General features: G+C 34.9%; 17 protein-coding genes. 4 read left to right on the top strand and 13 right to left on the bottom strand.

What is annotated here, in order from left to right:
- Nucleotides 1–18 precede the first annotated feature (18 nt).
- A complete protein-coding gene (locus tag COD11_RS17475; protein WP_098798183.1) occupies nucleotides 19–291 on the bottom strand; it encodes a hypothetical protein in 273 nt (90 codons plus the stop codon).
- A 190-nt stretch (nucleotides 292–481) separates the two neighbouring features.
- Here COD11_RS17475 and COD11_RS17470 point away from each other — a divergent pair, with 190 nt between their 5' ends.
- From COD11_RS17470 to COD11_RS17460, 3 genes are all read left to right on the top strand, one after another.
- Nucleotides 482–1,723: a two-component system sensor histidine kinase NtrB gene (locus COD11_RS17470; RefSeq protein WP_098798182.1), complete on the top strand. Its 1,242-nt coding sequence runs from the start codon at nucleotides 482–484 to the stop codon at nucleotides 1,721–1,723.
- 147 nt (nucleotides 1,724–1,870) lie between these two features.
- The gene (locus COD11_RS17465) at nucleotides 1,871–2,767 is read left to right on the top strand and encodes a TetR/AcrR family transcriptional regulator (RefSeq protein WP_176551128.1); all 897 of its coding nucleotides are present in this window, start codon (nucleotides 1,871–1,873) and stop codon (nucleotides 2,765–2,767) included.
- The gene (locus COD11_RS17460; protein ID WP_098798180.1) at nucleotides 2,767–4,371 is read left to right on the top strand and encodes an MDR family MFS transporter; all 1,605 of its coding nucleotides are present in this window, start codon (nucleotides 2,767–2,769) and stop codon (nucleotides 4,369–4,371) included. The genes COD11_RS17465 and COD11_RS17460 overlap by 1 nt, the downstream gene beginning before the upstream one ends.
- A gap of 63 nt (nucleotides 4,372–4,434) precedes the next feature.
- On the opposite strand, the gene COD11_RS17455 is transcribed toward COD11_RS17460, so the two are convergent.
- From COD11_RS17455 to COD11_RS17400, 12 genes are all read right to left on the bottom strand, one after another.
- Nucleotides 4,435–5,271: an STAS domain-containing protein gene (locus COD11_RS17455; protein WP_098798179.1), complete on the bottom strand. Its 837-nt coding sequence runs from the start codon at nucleotides 5,269–5,271 to the stop codon at nucleotides 4,435–4,437.
- Between the two features lie 187 nt (nucleotides 5,272–5,458).
- Complete coding sequence (locus COD11_RS17450; RefSeq protein WP_098798178.1) at nucleotides 5,459–6,121, bottom strand: hypothetical protein; 663 nt, start codon at nucleotides 6,119–6,121, stop codon at nucleotides 5,459–5,461.
- A 289-nt stretch (nucleotides 6,122–6,410) separates the two neighbouring features.
- Nucleotides 6,411–7,307 carry a carbohydrate ABC transporter permease gene (locus COD11_RS17445; protein WP_098798177.1) on the bottom strand — a complete coding sequence of 299 codons (897 nt, stop codon included), beginning with the start codon at nucleotides 7,305–7,307 and terminating at the stop codon, nucleotides 6,411–6,413.
- 18 nt (nucleotides 7,308–7,325) lie between these two features.
- On the bottom strand, nucleotides 7,326–8,201 hold the full coding sequence (locus tag COD11_RS17440; RefSeq protein ID WP_098798176.1) for a carbohydrate ABC transporter permease: 876 nt from the start codon (nucleotides 8,199–8,201) through the stop codon (nucleotides 7,326–7,328).
- Nucleotides 8,202–8,329: 128 nt separating this feature from the next.
- Nucleotides 8,330–9,625 (bottom strand): extracellular solute-binding protein, encoded by a 1,296-nt coding sequence (locus COD11_RS17435; protein ID WP_098798200.1) that lies wholly within the window; start codon nucleotides 9,623–9,625, stop codon nucleotides 8,330–8,332.
- Nucleotides 9,626–9,761: 136 nt separating this feature from the next.
- Entirely contained in the window at nucleotides 9,762–10,547 is a 786-nt protein-coding gene (locus tag COD11_RS17430; protein ID WP_098798199.1) for a response regulator transcription factor, read from the bottom strand.
- Nucleotides 10,547–12,304 carry a sensor histidine kinase gene (locus COD11_RS17425; protein ID WP_098798175.1) on the bottom strand — a complete coding sequence of 586 codons (1,758 nt, stop codon included), beginning with the start codon at nucleotides 12,302–12,304 and terminating at the stop codon, nucleotides 10,547–10,549. The genes COD11_RS17430 and COD11_RS17425 overlap by 1 nt, the downstream gene beginning before the upstream one ends.
- 221 nt (nucleotides 12,305–12,525) lie before the next feature.
- Nucleotides 12,526–13,137: a polysaccharide deacetylase family protein gene (locus COD11_RS17420; RefSeq protein WP_098798198.1), complete on the bottom strand. Its 612-nt coding sequence runs from the start codon at nucleotides 13,135–13,137 to the stop codon at nucleotides 12,526–12,528.
- 63 nt (nucleotides 13,138–13,200) lie between these two features.
- Nucleotides 13,201–13,857, bottom strand: coding sequence for an SGNH/GDSL hydrolase family protein (locus COD11_RS17415; protein ID WP_098798174.1), 657 nt, complete (start codon nucleotides 13,855–13,857; stop codon nucleotides 13,201–13,203).
- Nucleotides 13,858–14,054: 197 nt separating this feature from the next.
- Nucleotides 14,055–15,554 carry a xylulokinase gene (gene xylB, locus COD11_RS17410; protein WP_098798173.1) on the bottom strand — a complete coding sequence of 500 codons (1,500 nt, stop codon included), beginning with the start codon at nucleotides 15,552–15,554 and terminating at the stop codon, nucleotides 14,055–14,057.
- A 147-nt stretch (nucleotides 15,555–15,701) separates the two neighbouring features.
- A complete protein-coding gene (gene xylA / locus COD11_RS17405) occupies nucleotides 15,702–17,033 on the bottom strand; it encodes a xylose isomerase (protein WP_098798172.1) in 1,332 nt (443 codons plus the stop codon).
- A gap of 231 nt (nucleotides 17,034–17,264) precedes the next feature.
- Entirely contained in the window at nucleotides 17,265–19,415 is a 2,151-nt protein-coding gene (locus tag COD11_RS17400; RefSeq protein WP_098798171.1) for a glycoside hydrolase family 52 protein, read from the bottom strand.
- Between the two features lie 208 nt (nucleotides 19,416–19,623).
- Here COD11_RS17400 and COD11_RS17395 point away from each other — a divergent pair, with 208 nt between their 5' ends.
- On the top strand, nucleotides 19,624–20,775 hold the full coding sequence (locus COD11_RS17395) for an ROK family protein (RefSeq protein WP_098798170.1): 1,152 nt from the start codon (nucleotides 19,624–19,626) through the stop codon (nucleotides 20,773–20,775).
- Nucleotides 20,776–20,925 lie beyond the last annotated feature (150 nt).

The raw sequence follows: 20,925 nt of genomic DNA, 5'->3' as shown, positions 1-20,925 counted from the left end.
CTTTTTTCAATTCATCTATTAAAAAAACCGGACGATACTTACAACTAACGCTCCGACACTTAATCCGGTACCAAGAATCCATTTAATTAATGATAAATGACTTTTGTTGAGTTGACGTTCAATTTCTTCTTGTGTCGCAATATTTTTTTCAGCTAATAGACCATCAACAACAGCTCTTACATCATTCTCATCTAAAGAATTCGAATGAAATTCTTCTATATGCTCTATTTGTTGTTCTAGCTCATGAATTTTCATCTCAAGCTCATGTACCTTCTCCTCAACCTCTCCCATTTGTATGACCACCTTTAGAAAGTTTCCTTATTATCCTATTCAGCAAACAGTCAGTTCGAATGGGTGTTAATGCAATTGTTTAATCCCATGATAATGGTATTCGCTATGGGCAATAACTAACAATTGAAAAAATCAATAGGTTATACTAACCTTATAATGATTGTAAATGAGTCATACAAGGAGAAAAAAAATGGTAGATAAGCATAAGCGTGACCTCGAAATTGAAAAATTAAAAAACGAAAATGCTTTACTAAAAGAACTGCTAAGTGAACTTCCTTTTTCGTTTACATATGTAAATAAACAACATAGCAAGTTAGTTGCTAAAAAAGTTAACTCCAAACAAATACTTATTCAAAAAGCAAATACTAATTCACATACCCGTGATGAATTTATTATTTCAACCACTTACGATCAGTTTGCAGAAACTGAACTCTTCCTTTCCTCTATTTTTGATTTTGTTCCGCACCATATTGTTTTTGTTGATGGTGATGGACTCATAACGTTATGTAATCTCCAAACTGCTAAAGATCTAGGTGTAGACCGGGATAAAATAATTGGTAAACATATAAGAGAGCTCCTACAACTTCCAGACGAACAAATCGAACTACTTGAAACGTTACGAACAGGAATTGAAATGAAAGATAAAGAAGTATTAGATGTAAATTACGGGCTTATTAATACTCGTATTTTATGGAATACAGACGGGTCGATTAAACGAGTATTAGGTACTTTTTATTTTCTTAACGTCATAAAAGAAGCTGAGAAGCAAGCGCTTGCCGGAAGAATTGCTGCTGGCATAGCACATGAAATTAGAAATCCCCTTACAACAGTCAGAGGGTATTTACAATTGCTAAAAGATAAAACCAACATAGAAGTGTCACAACTATTCTCTGATATTCTCATTCCTGAGATAGATCGAGCAAATAAAATAATTAGTGACTTCTTGAGTATTGCAAAGCCTTCAGTTAGCACTAAACAAATGATCAACCTGCATCAGTTTCTCAAAGAATATTTAGGGAAATTTCTAGAAAGTGAGGCATTACTATATAACACAAAGCTGGATTACACCCTTGATCCATTAACCAGAAAAGTGATGATTAAAGGAGATCGGGAGGAATTACTTCAAGTGTTTATGAATTTATTCATAAATGCTATTCAAGCTAGATCTGATCAACCTCTAATTATAACGATTCAAACTATTGTTGTTGATCATCATATTCAGATTTTGTTTCGTGATAATGGTAAAGGCATCCCACCTTCTCTTTTACCTCATATATTTGATCCATTTTTCTCTACAAAGGATGATGGCACTGGATTAGGCTTATCTGTTTCAAAGAAAATTATTGAAAGTCACGGTGGATCAATGAAAGTAACAAGTGACGAAACAGGGTCAATATTTATTATCAGTTTTCCTTTTTCATTGGCAACATAACAGCGAGAATTCGCTGTTTTTTTATTAGCAATCAATAATTTCATATTTATTCTTGACTTAAGCTTGTCTCTGCTCTAAAATTCACCATGAACTCATTAGTTTTCTATATAAACCATTCAGTTTTCTCTAAAAGGATGTGAGTAGATATTGGACGAAAAGAGGAAGCTATTAATCGATGCTGCAACTAAAATTTTTTCTAAAAAAGGATATTTTTCAACATCAGTTCAAGAAATTGCGGAACAATGCTCAATGTCAAAAGCATCTTTATATAAGATGTTTTCATCTAAAGAAGAATTATTTATAGAGGTGTTTGAGTATCACCAAAATATGATGTTTAAAAAAGCATTTCGTTATTCCACTGATGAATCATTATCACCAAGAGAACTCTTACTCAAGCAATTAAGTACACAAATTGAAGACTTTATTGAGCGAAAAGATTTTATCCTCATGCAGTTAAAGGATGTGCCACTTTCTGAAAACAGTGACTTTAGATTATTAATGCAAAAGATGAGATTCAGAATTACACAGTGGCAAAAGGAGTGCCTTGTTCAGGCATATGGGAATCATATTAATCTATATTGCTGGGACCTAACTATAACTTTACAAGGATTAATAAAGGAATTTCTCTCCATCCTTGCCAATAAAAATGAAAAAGTTAACGTTTTAGCTATATCAACCTATATAGTTGATCGTTTAGATTCAATAGTAAATGATTTGTTAACAACTAGACCTGATCCACTTTTAACAGAGGAAAGAATTTTACACTTTTTAAACCTTACTAATAGTTCCTCTATCTCTAAAACGGATGAGATTGCCAAACAATTTTTGATTATCGAACAATACATAAGTAACTATAACAATGAAGAAATAAAAAATAATCTTTCTTCATCTCTTAATCTGTTAAAAGATGAATTAAAGGCCCAAAAGCCTCGAAGCTTTTTAATTGATGTTCTTTTACATTACTTTGAAAAGGAAGTAGGTCTAACTCAAACCACAATAAAGCTTCGCTCACTTATAACTGAGTTGTATACAGGAGGTAACTAATGGAACACTTAGAAAACAAACAAAAAGTTATGATTATGATTGCCATTATGTCAGCTATGTTTTTTGCTGCAGTTAACATGACAATCGTAGGTACTGCTTTACCAAAAATCGTCTCTCAAATAGGCGGAATGGAATACTTTGACTGGGTATTTACCGTCTATATGTTAACATCTACAATTACTGCTATGTTAGTTGGTAAATTGTCTGATATATACGGTAGAAAAATATTTATACTAATTGGTATAACCATCTTTATGATTGGTGCTTTTTTATGCGGAACTGCAGATGATATTGTTCAATTAATCTTATACCGCGGGCTTCAAGGCTTTGGTGGCGGGATGATTATGTCTTGTGCATTCACAACTGTTGGAGATTTGTTCGCCCCTCGTGAACGCGGGAGATGGCAAGGACTTCTTGGTGGCGTATTCGGACTTTCAAGTTTATTCGGTCCAACACTCGGTGGATATATTGTTGATAACTTTGACTGGCACTGGATTTTCTGGGTATTCCTCCCGATCGGATTTTTTGCCTTTGCTTTAATATTTAAATTATATCCATCTCAAAAAGCAAAAGAGAGAGAATCAATCGACTTTCTTGGTTCGATTACATTAACAATTACAATTGTTTCATTATTACTAGGGTTTACCTGGGCAGGAGATAAGTATGAATGGGCTTCATTTGAAATAATTGGCTTATTTTCGCTTACAATCATATCTCTAATTGCCTTTATCATGATTGAACTAAGAGTTAAAAGCCCTGTTCTTCCTCTTTACTTGTTTAAAAACAGTGTTTTCTCTGTATCTAATATAGCGGGAATGCTCATGGGAATGGGAATGTTCGGTACAATTATGTATGTTCCATTCTACGTTCAAGGAGTTCAAGGGGAGTCAGCGACAGTCTCTGGATTAGTTGAAATGGTCATGACCATTTCAATGGTTACCTCGAGTATTATTGTAGGTAACTTAATTACGAAGACAGGAAAATATAAGATTTTTGCCCTTCTTGGATTAATAATCATGGCAGTAGGACTTGTGTTAAATTCTACACTGGAAGTTGAATCAACTCTCACACGATTAATTCTTCAATTGATTGTTGTAGGAATTGGACTTGGCGTCAATATGCCTGTGTTTAATATCACTGTACAGAATGCTGTAAGTCATAAGTACCTTGGTGTTGCAACATCAGCGATGCAGACATTCAGACAAATAGGGGGTACAATTGGGGTTGCTATGTTAGGATCTGTTATGGGAAACAAAATGGCAGATGAGTTAGCGAGTACTCAAGGAGAAGGTGTTCCTGCCCCACCCCCTGAAATGGCTGAAAACATGGCACAATTACAAAATCCACAAGTATTAATGGATACAGAACAATTAGAAGCCATTCGCTCAGAATTACCTGCAGAAATGACGCCTTTCTTTGACCAGTTTATCCAATTATTAAAAGAAGCTTTAAATACTTCTTTAACAACTGTATTTATCGTATCTGCTGGTATTGTTTCATTGGCATTCATTGTCACTCTTTTCCTAAAAGAGATTCCATTGAGAACAACAAATAACGATGATGAAACAGAAGATCAAAAGAAAGAATTTGCGGCTAATCATTAATACAAATTGAAATATGGTCTAATTAGAGGATGAGCTTAATTGCTCATCCTCTTTCTTATCATTTCAGGATTTTGTAATACCAAGTTCATATAGTGCCTGCATCATTGTGGCCCTAGTCTTAATATCTCCAAAATGAATACCAAGCTTTACAACAGTTTGAGCAATTTCCGGGCGAATTCCCGTTATGATAACTTCTACACCTGTTAATTGTAATGCTTTTACAACTTGAAATAATTGATTGGCAACCATTGTATCAATAATCGGCACACCAGACACATCTAAAATCAGATAAGACACACCTAATCTAGCAGATTCATGTAATGAGATATCCATAATCAATTTTGCACGATGTGTATCTACTGCCCCAACTATAGGAAGCACTACAATACCTTTTACAATAGGAACTACAGGTACAGAGAGTTCCTCAAGTGCTGTATAAGCCACCTCCATTAACTTCTGGTTATGTTTCTCAAATTCCTCACCAATAATTTCGCAGACTAAATCTAATAACGGATCAATAATTTTAGAAACATCAAGCATTGTAATTGGAGCAAATTCCCTTTTATTCAACTCTTCAGTAAAAGCATCCCAGATTACAGTTCGATATAAATAAATCCCTCTTAATGTGCTGCTTAAAGAAATATTATCCCTTATCGCAATTTGTGCAGCCTCTCTTCCCCAACAGATCACCTTTTCTCTTATCTCATCAAGGTTACCATAAAGAGCCTTACCAAAATAACGAATGAGAATGGCTCTATACTTAATACGTTCTGCTATTGGCAACTTCGATAATTCAATCTGCTTCATCAGAATGGAATCCTTTTGAAACACAACTTTTTTAGCAAGTTCTAAGTCATTCTCAACAATTTTTTGCCCAATGTATTTTAATTCTTCCTTCATGACTTTAGATCTCCTTAAAAACTTAGTTTTTTCTGCACATATCTATAATGAATGTCATACTTTCAAATACAAAGTTTATGATTAAACCCCTTACAAAAGAAGAGTAAAAAATAAAGCTTCAATCCCGACCATGAAGCTTTATTTTCTTTATTAGCTGTTGTTTGTTTATAAGAGTCTTTAATACGTATTACTCTGTAGTTTGTTCATCCTCGGCCTCTAACGCTGATTCGATTTCTACCTGTAATTCTGCTTCACTTTTTACTTCCTTCTGCTCTTCTTCCACTTCGCTAAATACCTGTGACCAATCATTTTCTGGATCAAACATACCTTCTTCCAGTTTATAATCATTTAATTCACCATTTAGCTCATATAAAATCCTATAAACGTGGTATATATTTTTCTGACTTTCAGATTGACTATATGCCTGATTTATTCGAATTAATACTTGTAGCAAATCTTGAGCAACAGCATTACTGGAATCTAATTGTTCAGGCAATAATTCATCAATTTCTGAAACTCGTTGTTGTAGTTCATTCTTAACACTCTCTGTAACCCAATCTTCCGAATACTGATCTTTAGGGCCATTTTGTCTAGACTGAACAAAAAATTGACCATTAACAATTGATTGAAAATAAGAAAATTGATTTTCAACTAATTCTCTAGCCTTTTGATCAAATTCACTATTTTCTCCAGTTTCTTCTGTGTTAGTTGATACTTTCTCCTCAACTGTACGGCTTGAAAAAGAACCACTGACACGATTATTTCTATTAGATTCAATATAATTTAAAAGGAAAATACTTATTCCAATAATGAAAATACCAATTAAAATATATAACCTTTTCTTCTTCAATTTAAACTTCCTTTCTATGACTCTTCGTATATCGTAATATATTTATAGGGAAAATAATACATAATTTTGTAGCAGTCTAATATTTTCCAATTATACATTAAACCTATATGTATAGTACATCATGTCCATAATAGTTCTCCATAGCTTTTAAATGACCTGCCTCAAGAATGTAGAATTAATTTAACTTCATGAAAAAAGACCTCAACATTTCTGTTGAAGCCTTAGTGATTTATTCAATACCTTTTTTATTCAGTAAAAAGGCCAACTCCTGTTCGAGTTAGCCCCGCTATTAACCTTTTACTGAACCTGCTGCAATTCCTTCAACAATTCGATCACTTAAAATGAAATAAGCAATTAATACTGGGATAATACTAATCATTAATGTTGCACCAATTGCTCCCCAATCTGTTAAATATTGCCCAACAAAGTTGTTTACTCCAACTGTAATGGTTTTCCATTTATCAGAGCTTAAGAAAGTATTTACAAATACAAATTCGTTCCAGTTATAAATCATGTTAATAATAACAGTTGTTGAAAGAACAGGCACCGTCATTGGAAGTGTAATTTGGAAGAAGATTCTATGAATAGAACATCCATCCATAACAGCTGCTTCTTCAATCTCCCTAGGAATTGATCTATAAAAACCTGTTAAGATCATGATCGTAATTGGTAAATTAAATGCAACATACGACAAGATAATTGAAACTGGGTTATCAATTAGATTGACTGATTTAAAGATATTAAACAGTGGAATTAATGTTGAATGTAGCGGAATCATATATCCAGCCATAAACAAACCAAGCACTAATCCACTTAATTTCCAATACATTCTTGTAATAGCGAATGTTACAAAGCTAGCAAGAATAACAGTGATAATAACGGCTAAAACGGTGTATAGTACACTATTAAAAAAGTAAACATCAATATTACCTGTTGTCCAAGCCTTCGCATAGTTTCCCCATTGTGGATCTTGTGGCAGTGCAAATGGGGACATTCCAAATACCTCTTGATTTGTTTTTAGTGAAAACATAAATAACCAGACTAACGGATAGACTTGGACTATTGCAATGATCCCTAGAATTAAGTAAAGAATTCCATACCCAATTCTTCTTCCAAGTGATTTATTTGTTTTATAATTAGCAGATAGGGTCGTATTTTTTTGTGTTTCATTTAAAACATTTGACATTGTTATTACTCCCCTTTCCTAGTATATATCTTCTTTTGAAGAAATTAATTTTTGAATCAACCATGTCATCACAAGACAGATAATTAATAAACCAAATCCAATCGCACTTCCGTAGCCAAAGTTATATTTACTAAATGCTTCCTTATACATATAGGATGCCATAACCTCACTGGCACCGTTTGGTCCACCGCCAGTTAATACAAAGATTAAATCAAAGTATTTTAAAGAACCAACGATTGCTAAAATGACCATTACCTTAATAACACCTGAAATTAATGGCACTTTGATTTTATAAGCAATTTGAATTGGTGTAGCTCCATCAATTTTAGCTGCCTCAATAAGTTCCTCTGGAACGTTTTTCAATGCTGCGTAGAAGATAATGATATAAAATCCTGCATATTGCCAAACGATTGGAATAAAGAGTGCATATAAAACAATGTTCGCATCCGCTAACCATATTGGTGGATTATCCACACCTATCATGACTAATAATCTATTAATCATTCCATTTGTTGGATCAAACATCTTTGCCCATAATTGTCCAATTGCTACAGAAGATAACAACATTGGAATAAGGTAGATCTTTCTTAAAAAGTTAGCACCTTTAATTTTACTTGCTAAAATAAGCGATAAAATTAAATAACCAACAAGGCTAATAGTAGAGAAGAGCCCTAGTAAAATAGAATGCCAGGTACTTTGCCAGAACATTTTATCTTTTACTAATTCAATATAGTTGTCTAAACCAATAAATGTCATTCCACCTATGCCGTTCCAGTCCATAAGACCATAATAGCCAGTTAAAACAATTGGGATATAAATTAATAGAAGAATAAGCAGCAAAGCAGGAAGTACATAAAGGCTGATTACTAATTTGTTCGACATTACATTTTTCATTTCTTATACTCCCTTCTTAATCAAATGTAGACTAAGTATTTTCAATAGGTTCGAGGGTTTGTAAAGATAGTTTCAAAACAGTATAGAGGGCAATTCACATGCCCTCTACTTCAATTCAATGATTCGGATTATTTTTGCTCTTTTGCAAGCTCATCCGCATGTTGTTTAACAAATTCTTCCGGAGTTACTTGTTTTCCAAATAGAGCAGTTACTAAATCATGGTGTAGTTCAGACACAGCTGGGCTTGATTGAGTATCAAAATATGTTGTAACATTTGATGCTTCGCTTAAATCTTTTAAGATGTCAATATACATTGGAGCAAGATCTAAACTAGATGTATCAACTTTTGTTGCAGGAATAACACCAGCATCTGTTACAGCTTTTTCTCCCCATTTTTCAACTAAGAATGCAGTGAAGTCTTTTGCTTCTTCTTGAACCTTAGAATCTTTTGCTACGAATAATCCAACACCAGGACCACCTACATAGCTATTAATTTCAGTTCCTTTACCACCTTCATAAGTTGGGAACTTGAAGTAACCAATTTTATCTTTAAACTCTTGAGCTACATCTGGGCTAGTTGTATAGTTTGGTAATTCCCAAGTAGCTGTTAAGAACATTGCTGCTTGTTCGTTCATGAAATAACCTTTTGCATCATCATTTGATAACGCACTAGCACCTTTTACAAATCCACCCATATCTACAAGGTTTTGAATTTCTTCTGCTGCTTTAACAATTGAAGGATCATCAAATTTTGCTTTTCCATCAATAACATCAGTTAAGATTGTAGAACCACCAATGCGGTCTGCCATATACATAAACCAGAATGATGCTGGCCAACCATCTTTTGCACCTACAGTAGCAGGAGTAACTCCATTATCAGCTAATGTTTTTACAACATTCTTGTATTCTTCAAAAGTTGTTGGAACTTCTAGGTTGTACTTTTCAAAGATTTCCTTGTTATAGAAAACATATGAAATATTTAATTCTAAAGGAAGACCATAAGTTTTTCCGTCAACTGCGTATGATTCTTTTACACCTGGGATAAAAGCATCTTTAAGATTACTGCTATCAACGATATCGTCTAGTGGAGCTAACATATCACCTTCTACATAAGGTTGAATGAATCCATCAGACCAAGTCATACCGATATCTGGTAACTCATTTGATGAAGCAAGAACTTTTAGCTTTTCTCTGTATTGATCAGGATTTAAAATTTCTGTTTCAATTTTAACGTCATGTTCACTTTCATATTCAGTAATAATATCTTTTACAATTGAAAACTGAGCATTTGAACTTCCTTCTGGCCATAAATGCATAAATTTAATTACTTTCTTTTCATCTGCACTACCACTACCACCTTCTTCTGAAGAACTTGAGGAAGAACAACCTGCAAGTGCTAAAGAAACAAGCATAAGAACAGACATAACAACTGCAACCGCTTTCTTTTTAAACAAACTAATTACCCCCTATGACTTTAGTTTTATTTACCTTACATTTATAGTGTACAGTCAGATCATTCTGAAAAATAGGTCACAACGATTAGGAAAAATACCACTATTTTTAGAAAGCCCTTTCATTGTTGTTTTTTCGGTATGCACTGGGTGTCATACCTTCAAGTTCCTTGAATATCTTAATAAAGTATTTCGGGGTTTTATACCCAGATTCTTCTGCAATATCATAGATAGGTAAATTGGTAGAAATTAATAATTCCTTTGCTCGTTGAATTCTTCTTCTCGTGACATATTCACTAAATGTGAACTTAACATGCTCTTTAAACAAAACACTCAAATAGCTTGGATTTAAATGAACATGATCCGCTACTTCCTTTTGAGATAATTCATTTTTCAAGTTTTGATTGATATACTCAATTGCCTCCCTAATTGCTTCAGGATTTGTTGAGTTTTGAGTATCCGCAGTAACAAGCTTTTTATCCACTACTTTTTCAATCATTCCTGCTCGCTCCTGCTTTTCAACTGTCTGTACAGCATCCTCAACAGCCTCAATTAAAGCTTTTTTACTAATTGGTTTTAGCAGATAATTAATAACCCCTAAACGAAGGGCTTCCTGGGCATATTTAAATTCAGAATACGCTGAAATCACAATGATAACAGGATGGATATCCTGTTCTTTTGCAATTTGAAGTAATTCTAAGCCTGTTATTTCTGGCATTTGAATATCGGTAATAAGAATATGAACCCGTTGATTTGTCATAATCCCAATTGCCTCTTCCCCGTTAGAAGCTGTTAACACATGATAGTTTCCATTTGCCCAAGCATTTAAATTCTTCTGTAGCCCAAGACGTGTTCTAGGTTCGTCATCCACAATTAGAATTGTCTTTGAATGAATCATCGTACTTCCTCCCCGTTAACAGGTATGATAAATGAAACCCTTGTCCCAGTATCTTCCTCACTCGTTATGGTAAGTCCACTTTTTAAACGATCTTGATAATATAATTCAAGGCGTTTGTGTACATTAGAAATAGCAATTCCTGTCCCCTTTTTAATCGAAGAAACCCCTCCTAATTGCATGGTACGTTTAATGGCAGCCAGGTTTTCTTTGTTTATTCCCGAACCATCATCCTCCACAAGAATTTGAAGGTATTCCTTGTCCTCCATTGGTTGTACAGAAACCGATATCGTACAAGGATCTAGCTTATTTCCTGCCCCATGTAACACAGCGTTCTCAACTAAAGGTTGAATCAATAGCTTTGGTATTTTCACCTGCTCAAGCTCTCTCGGGATTGTCAGAATCCACTTTACATGGTCTCCAAAGCGCATTTTCATAATTTCCATGTAGTTTTCAATATGCTGAAGTTCTTCTTTCATTGTTACCCAATCTCCATCTGTTTGTTTTGTGATGGTATATCGAAACAATTCAGACATAGCAACAACAAACTCAGCCAAATCTTCCTGCTCTTTATCCTCAAGCTCCCACTTCAGAGCATCCAAGGTATTGAAAAGGAAATGTGGATTTATTTGGGCTTGTAATGCTTTTAATTCGCTTCGACTTCGGGTAATTTCTTTTTGATAAACCATTTTAATAAGATGATTTGTTTCTTTAACAAGTTGATTATACGTACTATTTAGTTCATTTATTTCATTTACGGTCGTTACACTAGGATTCATCGTCAGAGATCCTGAGCTTGCCTGCTGCATGGTTTTTGTTAGTTTAATAATAGGACTTGTAATAAACGTTGATAGAAATAAGGAGCTGATAAAAAAGATAATAAATCCAATCACCCCAGAAATGATAATCCCTGTGCGCAACACACTGATACCCTCAGTTAAAGCTTTAATAGGTGTTAAAATAACTAGTGTCCAGCCAGTTTCATTAGATGTCTGCTTTGTTACCATATATTCCTGGTTTTCTAAAGTGATCGTTGGATCGTTATTCTTTATAATCGGATTAATAGAATGTTGGTAGTTTGAAAGAATAGGCTTTAAGGCTTGATCTAATAGAATTGAGTATTGATTGGATTGATTTGACTCTTCTTGATTAGCAAATTCAAAATAATCCCGATAAATACTAATGAGTAAATAACCACCATTTGCATAGTCTTTTCCCATTAGATTCACTCTTCTTAGAGCGAGAATATTATCAGAATTACTTGGGTCATCACCTATCCATACTAATCCCCCGTTAGCATCATTTGCTTGATTTATCCATCTTGCATCAATTCTAGAAAATAAAGTTGCATTATCTTTTGGTATTGGTAATAAACTTTTTAAGTCACTTGTATATAGTTCAAAAGAAAATATCCCATCTGTATTTGTTTGAATCGTGTTAACAATTCCTTCTACTTGTTGCCGCTCAGTAAAAGAAATTTCTTCCCCTTCAAAACTCTTCGTCAAAATCCTCTGTATATTATAATTTGTCATAACAAATTTAGAGGCTGTACTTATCTGTTTATATAAAGATTCTAATCTCCCATTTGCCTCAGATACTGTTTGGTGAATTTGTTTATCAGCATTATTTTTTAATAAAGTGGAAACCTGATTAAATGTTAAAAGACTAACAATCAATAACACCACAGCCATAACTGCTAAAAAGACAACTAATATTTGATTTCGTAACGTATTCCATTTTTTTAACTTTGTGAACATAATTGAATCGTCCTTTGTTTTAGATCATTTTACTAACTATAACTCATTTTTATGAAAACGTTAACATATTAAAATACTAAAATTATATATTAGTTTTATTCGATTACCTGAATTACTTCTTGCTTTTTCTATACTATAGTAAATATTTTCGCTCTGTAAAAGTTGCTATGTTCACTATATTACAAAAATGGATAGTAGCCGAAAGGGAATTGATTTCTTTTTTACTCTGCATATGAGTGGTTTAATAACTTACTAACCGTAACAAGCTTATATCCCTGAGACGTTAGTTCAGAAACAAGTATACGTACCGCTTCGACCGTTTGTGAGCGATCCCCGTAGCCATCATGAAAAATAAGAATACTACCATTTTTCACACAATACCTTGTTTTCTCTAAAATAAAGTCTACACCGGGCATCTCCCAATCTTTCGCTTCCATATTTAAAGCTCCAATTATTGGATATCCCATTTGATTTAAAACAGATACAGTTTCATCATTGAAATCCAGGTAAGGAGGCCGAAAAACAACAGGCTTATGCCCAACTAAATCCTTTATTAATTTATTGGTCCGTTCAATCTCCTCAAAGCAATCCTCCCGACTTAATTGTGATAATTTAGGATGTGTGTATGTATGGTTTCCTATTTCATGTCCAAGTTCAAAAGCCTTCTTCACAAGTTCTGGACACTTCTCTATTTGTTCGCCAATCATAAAGAAGGTTGCTTTCCCATCTACTTCCAAAAAAATATCTAATACTTGTGGAGTAAAGAATGGGTTTGGTCCATCGTCAAATGTAATAGCAATTTGCTTTTCCGATGTAGATACCTCGTTAATCATTAATTTTTCAGTCAATTACGTCCCCTCCTTTTTATTTGTAAGCTATTGTTATAAATACAGCTACTAATGTTGGTTCCAATCAAAATCTATTGCTTTTAAAAATGCACGGGTAAGAACCATATGACCTGCAGCAGAAGGATGAACTCGATCCCAAGCCAGTGCTGCTGGATAAAGCTCTTTTAACACAACCTGAAAAGCCTCCTGGGTATTAACAAATAGACAGTTTGTTTCCTCAGCAATTGCCTTTACAACAAGACCGTATTGATCCATCATGTGCCTCATTTGATCTTGCTCATTATTTTCTATATAAAAAGGTGTCATAAGGACAATGTCATTTACGTGAGCCTTGGTTTCTGTTACAAGTTTCCTAAGCGTATCCTCATATTCATCAAGATACACATGACCTTCCTTAATAAACGGTGTATCAAGCTGACGCCATACATCATTAATCCCAATCATGATAACTAACCAATCAGGCTTTTGTTCAAGTACATCCTCCTGCCATCTGTTTTTCAGATCTCTTACTGTATTTCCGCTAATTCCTTTGTTAACGACTCGGATACCTAACTCCGGATAGACAGCCTGAAGTAGCCCATCAATATACGATACATAGCCTTTTCCAAGTGCATTAAACAATCCCTCACCTTCAGGCTTCACACGTTCACAATCTGTTATGGAATCTCCAATAAATAGAAGTTTTTGATTTTGCTTAAGCTTCAATGTTTTCCCCTCCTAGATATTTCCTATGAATGTAAAATAAGAAAAGCCTTCAAGTAAAAACTTGAGTGGCTTTTCATCTGTTATTTTTCAGGAAACCATATTTTGTAATGACCACTTAAGGCTAGTATGTTAAAAAAGAAAGTAATCAGTACTGTTCTTTCAACAGTACGATTTGGTATGTTCCATCTCAGAACATATCACTTTCTAAACTCTCTTAATTGCTCGTTCATTCCCTTAGTTTGAGTATAAACTTGTTGATACACTTTAAATAATTTCTGATAGACTTCTACATTTTCAGGAATAGGCTGATATGTTTTTAATGGTTGAATAAACTCTTCTGCACATTCTTTTAGGGATGAGTACCAACCACAACCATATGCTGCTAGCATGGCTGCTCCCATTCCTGGACCTTGTTCACTTGTTAACTTTTCAATTTTCGCATTGAAAATATCAGCCTGCATTTGTAACCATGTGTCATTTTTCGCTCCACCACCGATGGAAATGATTGAATCAATATTCTTTCCACTGTTTCTAAAAATTTCAATAGATTCATTTAATGAAAACGTGATTCCCTCAAGCACAGCACGAACAAAATGTTTACGTTCATGAGCAGCATCGGCTCCAATAAAGCTCCCACGGATCGTTGAGTCAGCATGAGGAGTTCTTTCCCCAACGATATATGGAGTAAACAACAGTCCATTACTTCCTGCTGGTACTTCATCAATTCCATCTAAAAATTGTTCAAATGCTTCATTCTTTGCGAATGTATCTTTAAACCAGCTTAAACTATACCCTGCTGCAAGGGTTACTCCCATGGTATAATAGGCATTTTCCTCACCATGATTAAAGTAATGAACCTTTCCTTCAAAATCCAGGTCATTTCTCTCTTCATAAGAAAGTACTACACCAGATGTTCCAATGCTACACAAAGTTTTTCCTTCTGATAAGATTCCAGAGCCAATTGCACCACATGCATTATCTGCACCGCCAGCAAAAACCTTTGTTGTATCAGCTAGTCCTGTTTGTTGTGCATATTCTGCTGTTACAGTACCAACAAGAGCATGAGATTCCACTAACGGAGGACAGAATTCTCCAGAAAGGTTAAATTTGTCTAATACTTCGTTACTCCAGCTGCGTTCTGCTACATTTAACAATAATGTTCCTGCAGCGTCAGAGTATTCCATATGTAAGGCCCCTGTCATACGGAAACGAAGGTAATCTTTCGGTAACAAAAATACACTAGAACGTTCAAAATTCTCTGGTTCATTCTCTTTTACCCAAAGAATCTTCGGTAAAGTGAAGCCCTCTAAAGCAGGGTTTTTTGTTACTTCTAATAAACGTTCTGTCCCAACAGCTTCATAAATCTCTTGGCATTGTTTCGTTGTTCGTGTATCGTTCCATAAAATAGCATTACGAACCACTTGATTTTCCTTATCAAGCAAAACAAGACCATGCATTTGCCCTGAAAAGCTGATTCCCTCGATATCTTTTACATCCCCATCAAATTGATTGATCAGTTCAGTTAAACCAGCTCTTGTTTTATCCACCCATTCCTCAGGATCTTGTTCACTATAACCGGATTTTTCAATAATAAGAGGATATGACTTTGATACCTCTTGGCAAACTTCACCATTTTGATTTACTAGTAAAATTTTAACTGCACTTGTTCCAAGATCAACACCAATAACGTATTTCATCCAGTATCATCCTTTTCTATAAAAATGAGGATGACTCATAAGTACCTGACCACCCACATAAACGGCTTATACTAAGCCTATTCATGTGTTTGTAGGGTCTTATACTGTTAGTGAGACATCCTCATTTTTTCATCATTAAATTACTTATTAAACAGTTACTCCAGAAAGAGTTTCAAGAATATATTGATTAACTAATGCTTTAAGACGCTCTGTTCTACCAGATGTGTTCTTAATATCTGTTAATTGAAGAGCATATTTTTCTAACTCATGGAAGTTTGTTTTTCCTTCAACAATCTCTAATCCAATTCCTTTAGTGAAGCTGCTGTAACGCTCTTCAACAAAGCTATCAAGTACTTTATCTTCAATTAATTTGTTTGCAACTTTTAATCCGATTGCAAATGCATCCATACCTGCAATGTGAGCATGGAAAAGATCGTCAGCTTCGAATGATCCACGTCTTACCTTCGCATCGAAGTTTAATCCACCTTTACCTAGGCCACCATTTTTCAGGATTTCATACATAGCTAATGTATTTGTATATAGATCAGTTGGGAATTCATCTGTATCCCAGCCAAGAAGGGTATCACCTTGGTTTGCATCAACTGAGCCAAGCATTCCGTTGATACGAGCTGTTCTTAATTCATGCTCAAATGTGTGTCCAGCTAATGTAGCATGGTTAGCTTCGATGTTAAATTTGAAATGGTCTGTTAAATCATATTTCTGTAAGAATGCTAATCCAGTCGCAACATCGAAATCATACTGATGTTTTGTTGGCTCTTTTGGTTTTGGTTCAATTAAGAAAGGAACTTCTAAACCAATTTCTTTTGCATAATCTACTGCCATGTGGAAAAAGCGTGCTAAGTTATCTTGCTCAAGCTTCATATTTGTATTAAGTAGTGTTTCGTATCCTTCACGACCACCCCAGAATACGTAGTTCTCTGCACCAAGCTCTTTCGCTACTTCAAGACCCTTTTTAACTTTTGCTGCAGAGTAAGCAAACACATCTGCATTTGGAGAAGTTGCTGCACCATGTACGTATCTTGCATTTGTGAACATGTTAGCTGTATTCCAAAGCAATTTGGCTTTACTTGTTTTCATATATTCTTTAATCATTGCTACGATAACATCTTGATTTTCATTTGTTTCCTTTAATGTGCTACCTTCTGGAGCAATATCAACATCATGGAAAGCAAAGAATGGAACATCTAATTTTTCAAAAAGTTCAAAAGCTGCTTCAACACGTGCTTTTGCTAAATCTAAACCTGATAAATGGTTCCAAGGGCGGACTGCTGTACCTACACCAAATGGATCAGATCCATCAGCAGTAAATGTATGCCAGTATGCAACTGAGAAACGAAGGATTTCCTCCATTGTTTTACCGTTAATTTTTTCTTCAGGATTATAATACTTAAATGCAAATGGATTTGTAGATCTTGCACCTTCATATTGAATTTTGTTAACTGTCTCGAAATAAGCCATTGGGTTATTCCTCCTAGTAGTTGGTTTAGTAATCGGTTACACGCAATTATGTAAATGCTTACAACAGATTTTCTTAAATCTATTAATCTGTAACCTTTCTTTAATCAGATTATATCACTCTATACTTAGTTTGTCTATTCGATAAACTAAGATATTTGAATTTTTTTTTCACCTTATTAAAATTTTGTACCGATCCCTCTTATAAGTGCTCAAGAGACCGGCACATTTCTATTAAGCTTCTTGTGTTGTCTTCACTAATGAAGCAGATTTTTTTGATTCCTCTAGCCATAGGATACTAGTAACTCCGCGTGGATAGTACTTACTTCCAGCAATTTCACCTGAGATGATTTGATCGCTCCAGCTCCAAACTGATAGAGTTGGATGAGTTAACCATGCTACATGGGCAGCATCTGCTCTCTCCCCTGTTTCATCCCATTCCCAACCAAGAATCTCACGAGTAATAAACTGAGATAGATAAATCTTACTTAGCCAAGAGTTGTTACTTGTAGATGAGATTTTCCAACCTCCATCTTCAAACAAGCAGATCCCTTCTGTTAACACTGTTTCCAAATGAGTTTGTAAAGCTTGAATATACTCTCCAAATCGTCCATTAGGATCCAATGCATCATGGTTATTTGTATAATATGGGAAGATTAGCCCTTCAATGGCCGGGATGATTTTAGAATCATTACCTTCTTTAATGACAGCTGGTATATATCCGTTAGGTGTAACATGAGAAACAATTGTAGCTGCGCACTTTTTAGCTTGATCACCAGCTACTTTCGATACATCTGTTAGATCATTTTCTCTAAACAGTTTCTCAAGTGCTACATATGATGCCCATGTTTTTCCAGCTAGATATATATTATTTCTAGCCTGGCCAAGTGAAACATCCAAACTATCATAAGTTGTAATCTCGGCTCCACCCATAACACGTGTTGAATCAAGTCCCATTATCCCATCTCGTTTATCAGCTTCAGGATGGTCACGATTCAACATACTTTCAAAGCACTGAACAAAAATATTTAAGTTATCATTTAACCAATTTTTGTCTCCCGTTTGTTCCACATAAACTGATGCACATAGTACCCAGTTAACCAATTGTTCATAGGTCATATGTGAGAAGCACCCATCTAAACCATATAGCTCATAAGAAGAATAGTGTGGTCTAGAAATTGTATTTGCTACTCCCATATCATGTGTAAAACTGATTCCGCCCGGATATTCAGTTTTATCACCTGGAAAGCGAACTTTATCTTCATAACTGAAGCGTTTCACAAACATATCTAACTCATTTTTAACTGTCCATGGATTCATTTTTAATTCAAAAAAGATTTGGTCTACTGTTAAGTCGAATGTATTCATCATTCGATACTCACCCTCGTTCACAACCCAGAATGCTTCTCCATCAGCATCCAATAATTGAGTTGAGCCATAGTAGCTTCGAATCGAATGAATCATCATGAATTTTTGGTCTTCAGATAATGCAGAATCACTTACCAATCTATTAGCCTCTTTTGCACGACTAGCATACTCATCAAAATTTTCTAATGCAAAAGTTGCGACAGATTCAATATTGGTAAAATAACGTGTGTAGTAGTAAGATGCATCCATTCCAGCTGTTACATAGCCAGAACGGTGGAAACAAACTGCAAATTTATATGTTCTTTTTTCTCCAGCAGGAACATCCATTACTAGTGCTCCAACAGGTCCTAAACCAAAAGTCCAGTTCTCTGTAAATGGAGTTGTTAAAATATTTTCTATACTAAAGTGAAGAGCTGACTTTACTTCAGGGTTATCTGATGTTATTGCTGTTAAACGCCCCTGACCAATCCCCGCAATCCCCTCACATGTATCATCTAATCGACGCATGGAGCTATAAGGATCACTTCCTTGATACCCAAAGAAAGCTCGGCGACTCTTAGTTCCTTTTGTATTATCTACTGTTAATTCAGCCCAAACAGCAGGAATGATAGTCTTCTTCAACTCATCATCTGTTTCAGAAGATGGCTCGGGTACAGATTGAGCTTGGGTATAGACTGTAAAAGATAAGTCCCCGGCTCGCCAAGTGTCTGTTCCTAATTGAAAGTCACGTTGAATTTCATCTTTTGAATAGGGAATAATGATGCTTGGTTTATCTGGATCTGGGTCCATATTTTCAATATCATAGCGCTTACTTTCGTCATCTTCTACTTCATAAAAGGGCAGCGCCTGATACATCCCTTCCTGATCGATCGTCTCAACACCAACATAAACATTTTTCTTTGGCGAACGGCCAAGTTCTAAATCCAAACCTCCCCCATTTCCATAGAATCCAAGTGTGAAACTTGAAAAGGCTCCGATTGGTGAATGATGTGCATTAAAAAACATGTTTTTTGGCATTTTGTTCCCACTCCCCAAAAATTTAATAAATAAATACAATCTACTAACAAAGATCATGGCTTATGTACTTATTAAAGCGATTACATTTTTCTATATCATAAGCTCCCTCATATCTGTGGTCATTATATCACCAAATTTTAAGTTTGTATATCCAACAAACTAAGTTTAATGGTAAAATAAATAAAGATCAGATAAGGAGTTTTTAAAAGTGGAAACGATTACATGGAATCAACATCTTGTGAAAAAAAATAATAAAGCTCTCGTATTACAACTTATTATGCACAGAGAACCTATTTCAAGAGCCGACATTGCCCAAATATCCGGTCTACACAAAGCAACCGTTTCATCATTAGTGAATGAATTATTAGAAGAAGAACTTATCTACGAATCTGGACCAGGAGAATCCAGTGGTGGACGACGTCCTGTTATTCTACATTTTAATAAAGTAGCAGGATATTCGATTGGAATTGATATCGGTGCAAATTATGTATTATCTGTATTAACTGACTTAAAAGGCAACATAGTTCTTGAAAATAATCACACAGTCACCCAAACTCCCTACCCTACTATTATGAATCTTGTAAAAAGTATGATTCATTCACTAATGACTAATTTGCCTCAAAGTCGATATGGTGTTGTAGGCATAGGTGTAGGTGTTCCAGGAATTGTAAACAAAGAGGGAACAGTCCTTCTTGCACCTAACTTAGGTTGGAAAAACTCCGATTTAAAACAAGACTTAGAAGAGTTATTTGAAGTTCCTGTAATAGTCGAAAATGAAGCCAACGCTGGAGCATTCTGTGAGCAAAAATTCGGAGCAGGAAAAGACTACGAAAATATGGTCTATATAAGTGCAGGTATCGGTATCGGTGTAGGTATCTTTTTAAATAGAGAGCTATATCAAGGTAAAAACGGATTCTCTGGTGAAATGGGTCATATGATTATAGACATGAACGGTAAGCCATGCAACTGCGGCAGCAAAGGTTGTTGGGAAGCTTACGCATCAGAACATGCACTACTAGAACAAGCTGGAAGCAGCATCGAAACAGTCTTAGAACTAGCCAAAAATCATGATCAAACTGCCCAAGGCCTTTTTAAGGAAGTCGGTAAATACCTTGGCATTGGAATTAACAATATCATCAATACCTTCAACCCGGATCAGGTTATTATCGGAAACAGATTAGCTTTAGCTAGAGAATGGATAGAAGAACCAATCAAGACCACAATTGAAAACCATACACTTACTCATCATCAAAATGAGCTACAGCTAGACTTTTCAAAGCTTGAACAGTACTCTACTGTACTTGGAGTCTCTGCATTTGCGGTTGAGAATTTTATTAAAGAGGATAGCAAAGTTTTATAGAATAGTAAAATAATCTCCCAGTTTTCTTTGGAAAATGGGGAGGTTTTTTATTTGTCGGAGCAAGTGTTTTATGAACTTCACATCGGGAATAAATATTAAGAGGGAGCTGAAAAAATGAAAGTAGATAATAATGTATTTGATAAATTAGAT

This window comes from Bacillus sp. AFS040349 (genome assembly GCF_002577655.1).
GTDB lineage: Bacteria > Bacillota > Bacilli > Bacillales > Bacillaceae > Metabacillus.
Note: the sequence above shows the minus strand (reverse complement) of the source record. Positions and strands in the feature narration are given on the sequence as shown.

Excerpts from the sequence above, each read along its gene's own strand:
- COD11_RS17475 (WP_098798183.1), bottom strand. The coding sequence starts at position 291 with ATGGGAGAGGTTGAGGAGAAGGTACATGAGCTTGAGATGAAAATTCAT.
- COD11_RS17470 (WP_098798182.1), top strand. The coding sequence starts at position 482 with ATGGTAGATAAGCATAAGCGTGACCTCGAAATTGAAAAATTAAAAAAC.
- COD11_RS17460 (WP_098798180.1), top strand. The coding sequence starts at position 2,767 with ATGGAACACTTAGAAAACAAACAAAAAGTTATGATTATGATTGCCATT.
- COD11_RS17455 (WP_098798179.1), bottom strand. The coding sequence starts at position 5,271 with ATGAAGGAAGAATTAAAATACATTGGGCAAAAAATTGTTGAGAATGAC.
- COD11_RS17445 (WP_098798177.1), bottom strand. The coding sequence starts at position 7,307 with ATGTCAAATGTTTTAAATGAAACACAAAAAAATACGACCCTATCTGCT.
- COD11_RS17440 (WP_098798176.1), bottom strand. The coding sequence starts at position 8,201 with ATGAAAAATGTAATGTCGAACAAATTAGTAATCAGCCTTTATGTACTT.
- COD11_RS17435 (WP_098798200.1), bottom strand. The coding sequence starts at position 9,625 with ATGTCTGTTCTTATGCTTGTTTCTTTAGCACTTGCAGGTTGTTCTTCC.
- COD11_RS17425 (WP_098798175.1), bottom strand. The coding sequence starts at position 12,304 with ATGTTCACAAAGTTAAAAAAATGGAATACGTTACGAAATCAAATATTA.
- COD11_RS17420 (WP_098798198.1), bottom strand. The coding sequence starts at position 13,137 with ATGATTAACGAGGTATCTACATCGGAAAAGCAAATTGCTATTACATTT.
- xylB (WP_098798173.1), bottom strand. The coding sequence starts at position 15,554 with ATGAAATACGTTATTGGTGTTGATCTTGGAACAAGTGCAGTTAAAATT.
- xylA (WP_098798172.1), bottom strand. The coding sequence starts at position 17,033 with ATGGCTTATTTCGAGACAGTTAACAAAATTCAATATGAAGGTGCAAGA.
- COD11_RS17400 (WP_098798171.1), bottom strand. The coding sequence starts at position 19,415 with ATGCCAAAAAACATGTTTTTTAATGCACATCATTCACCAATCGGAGCC.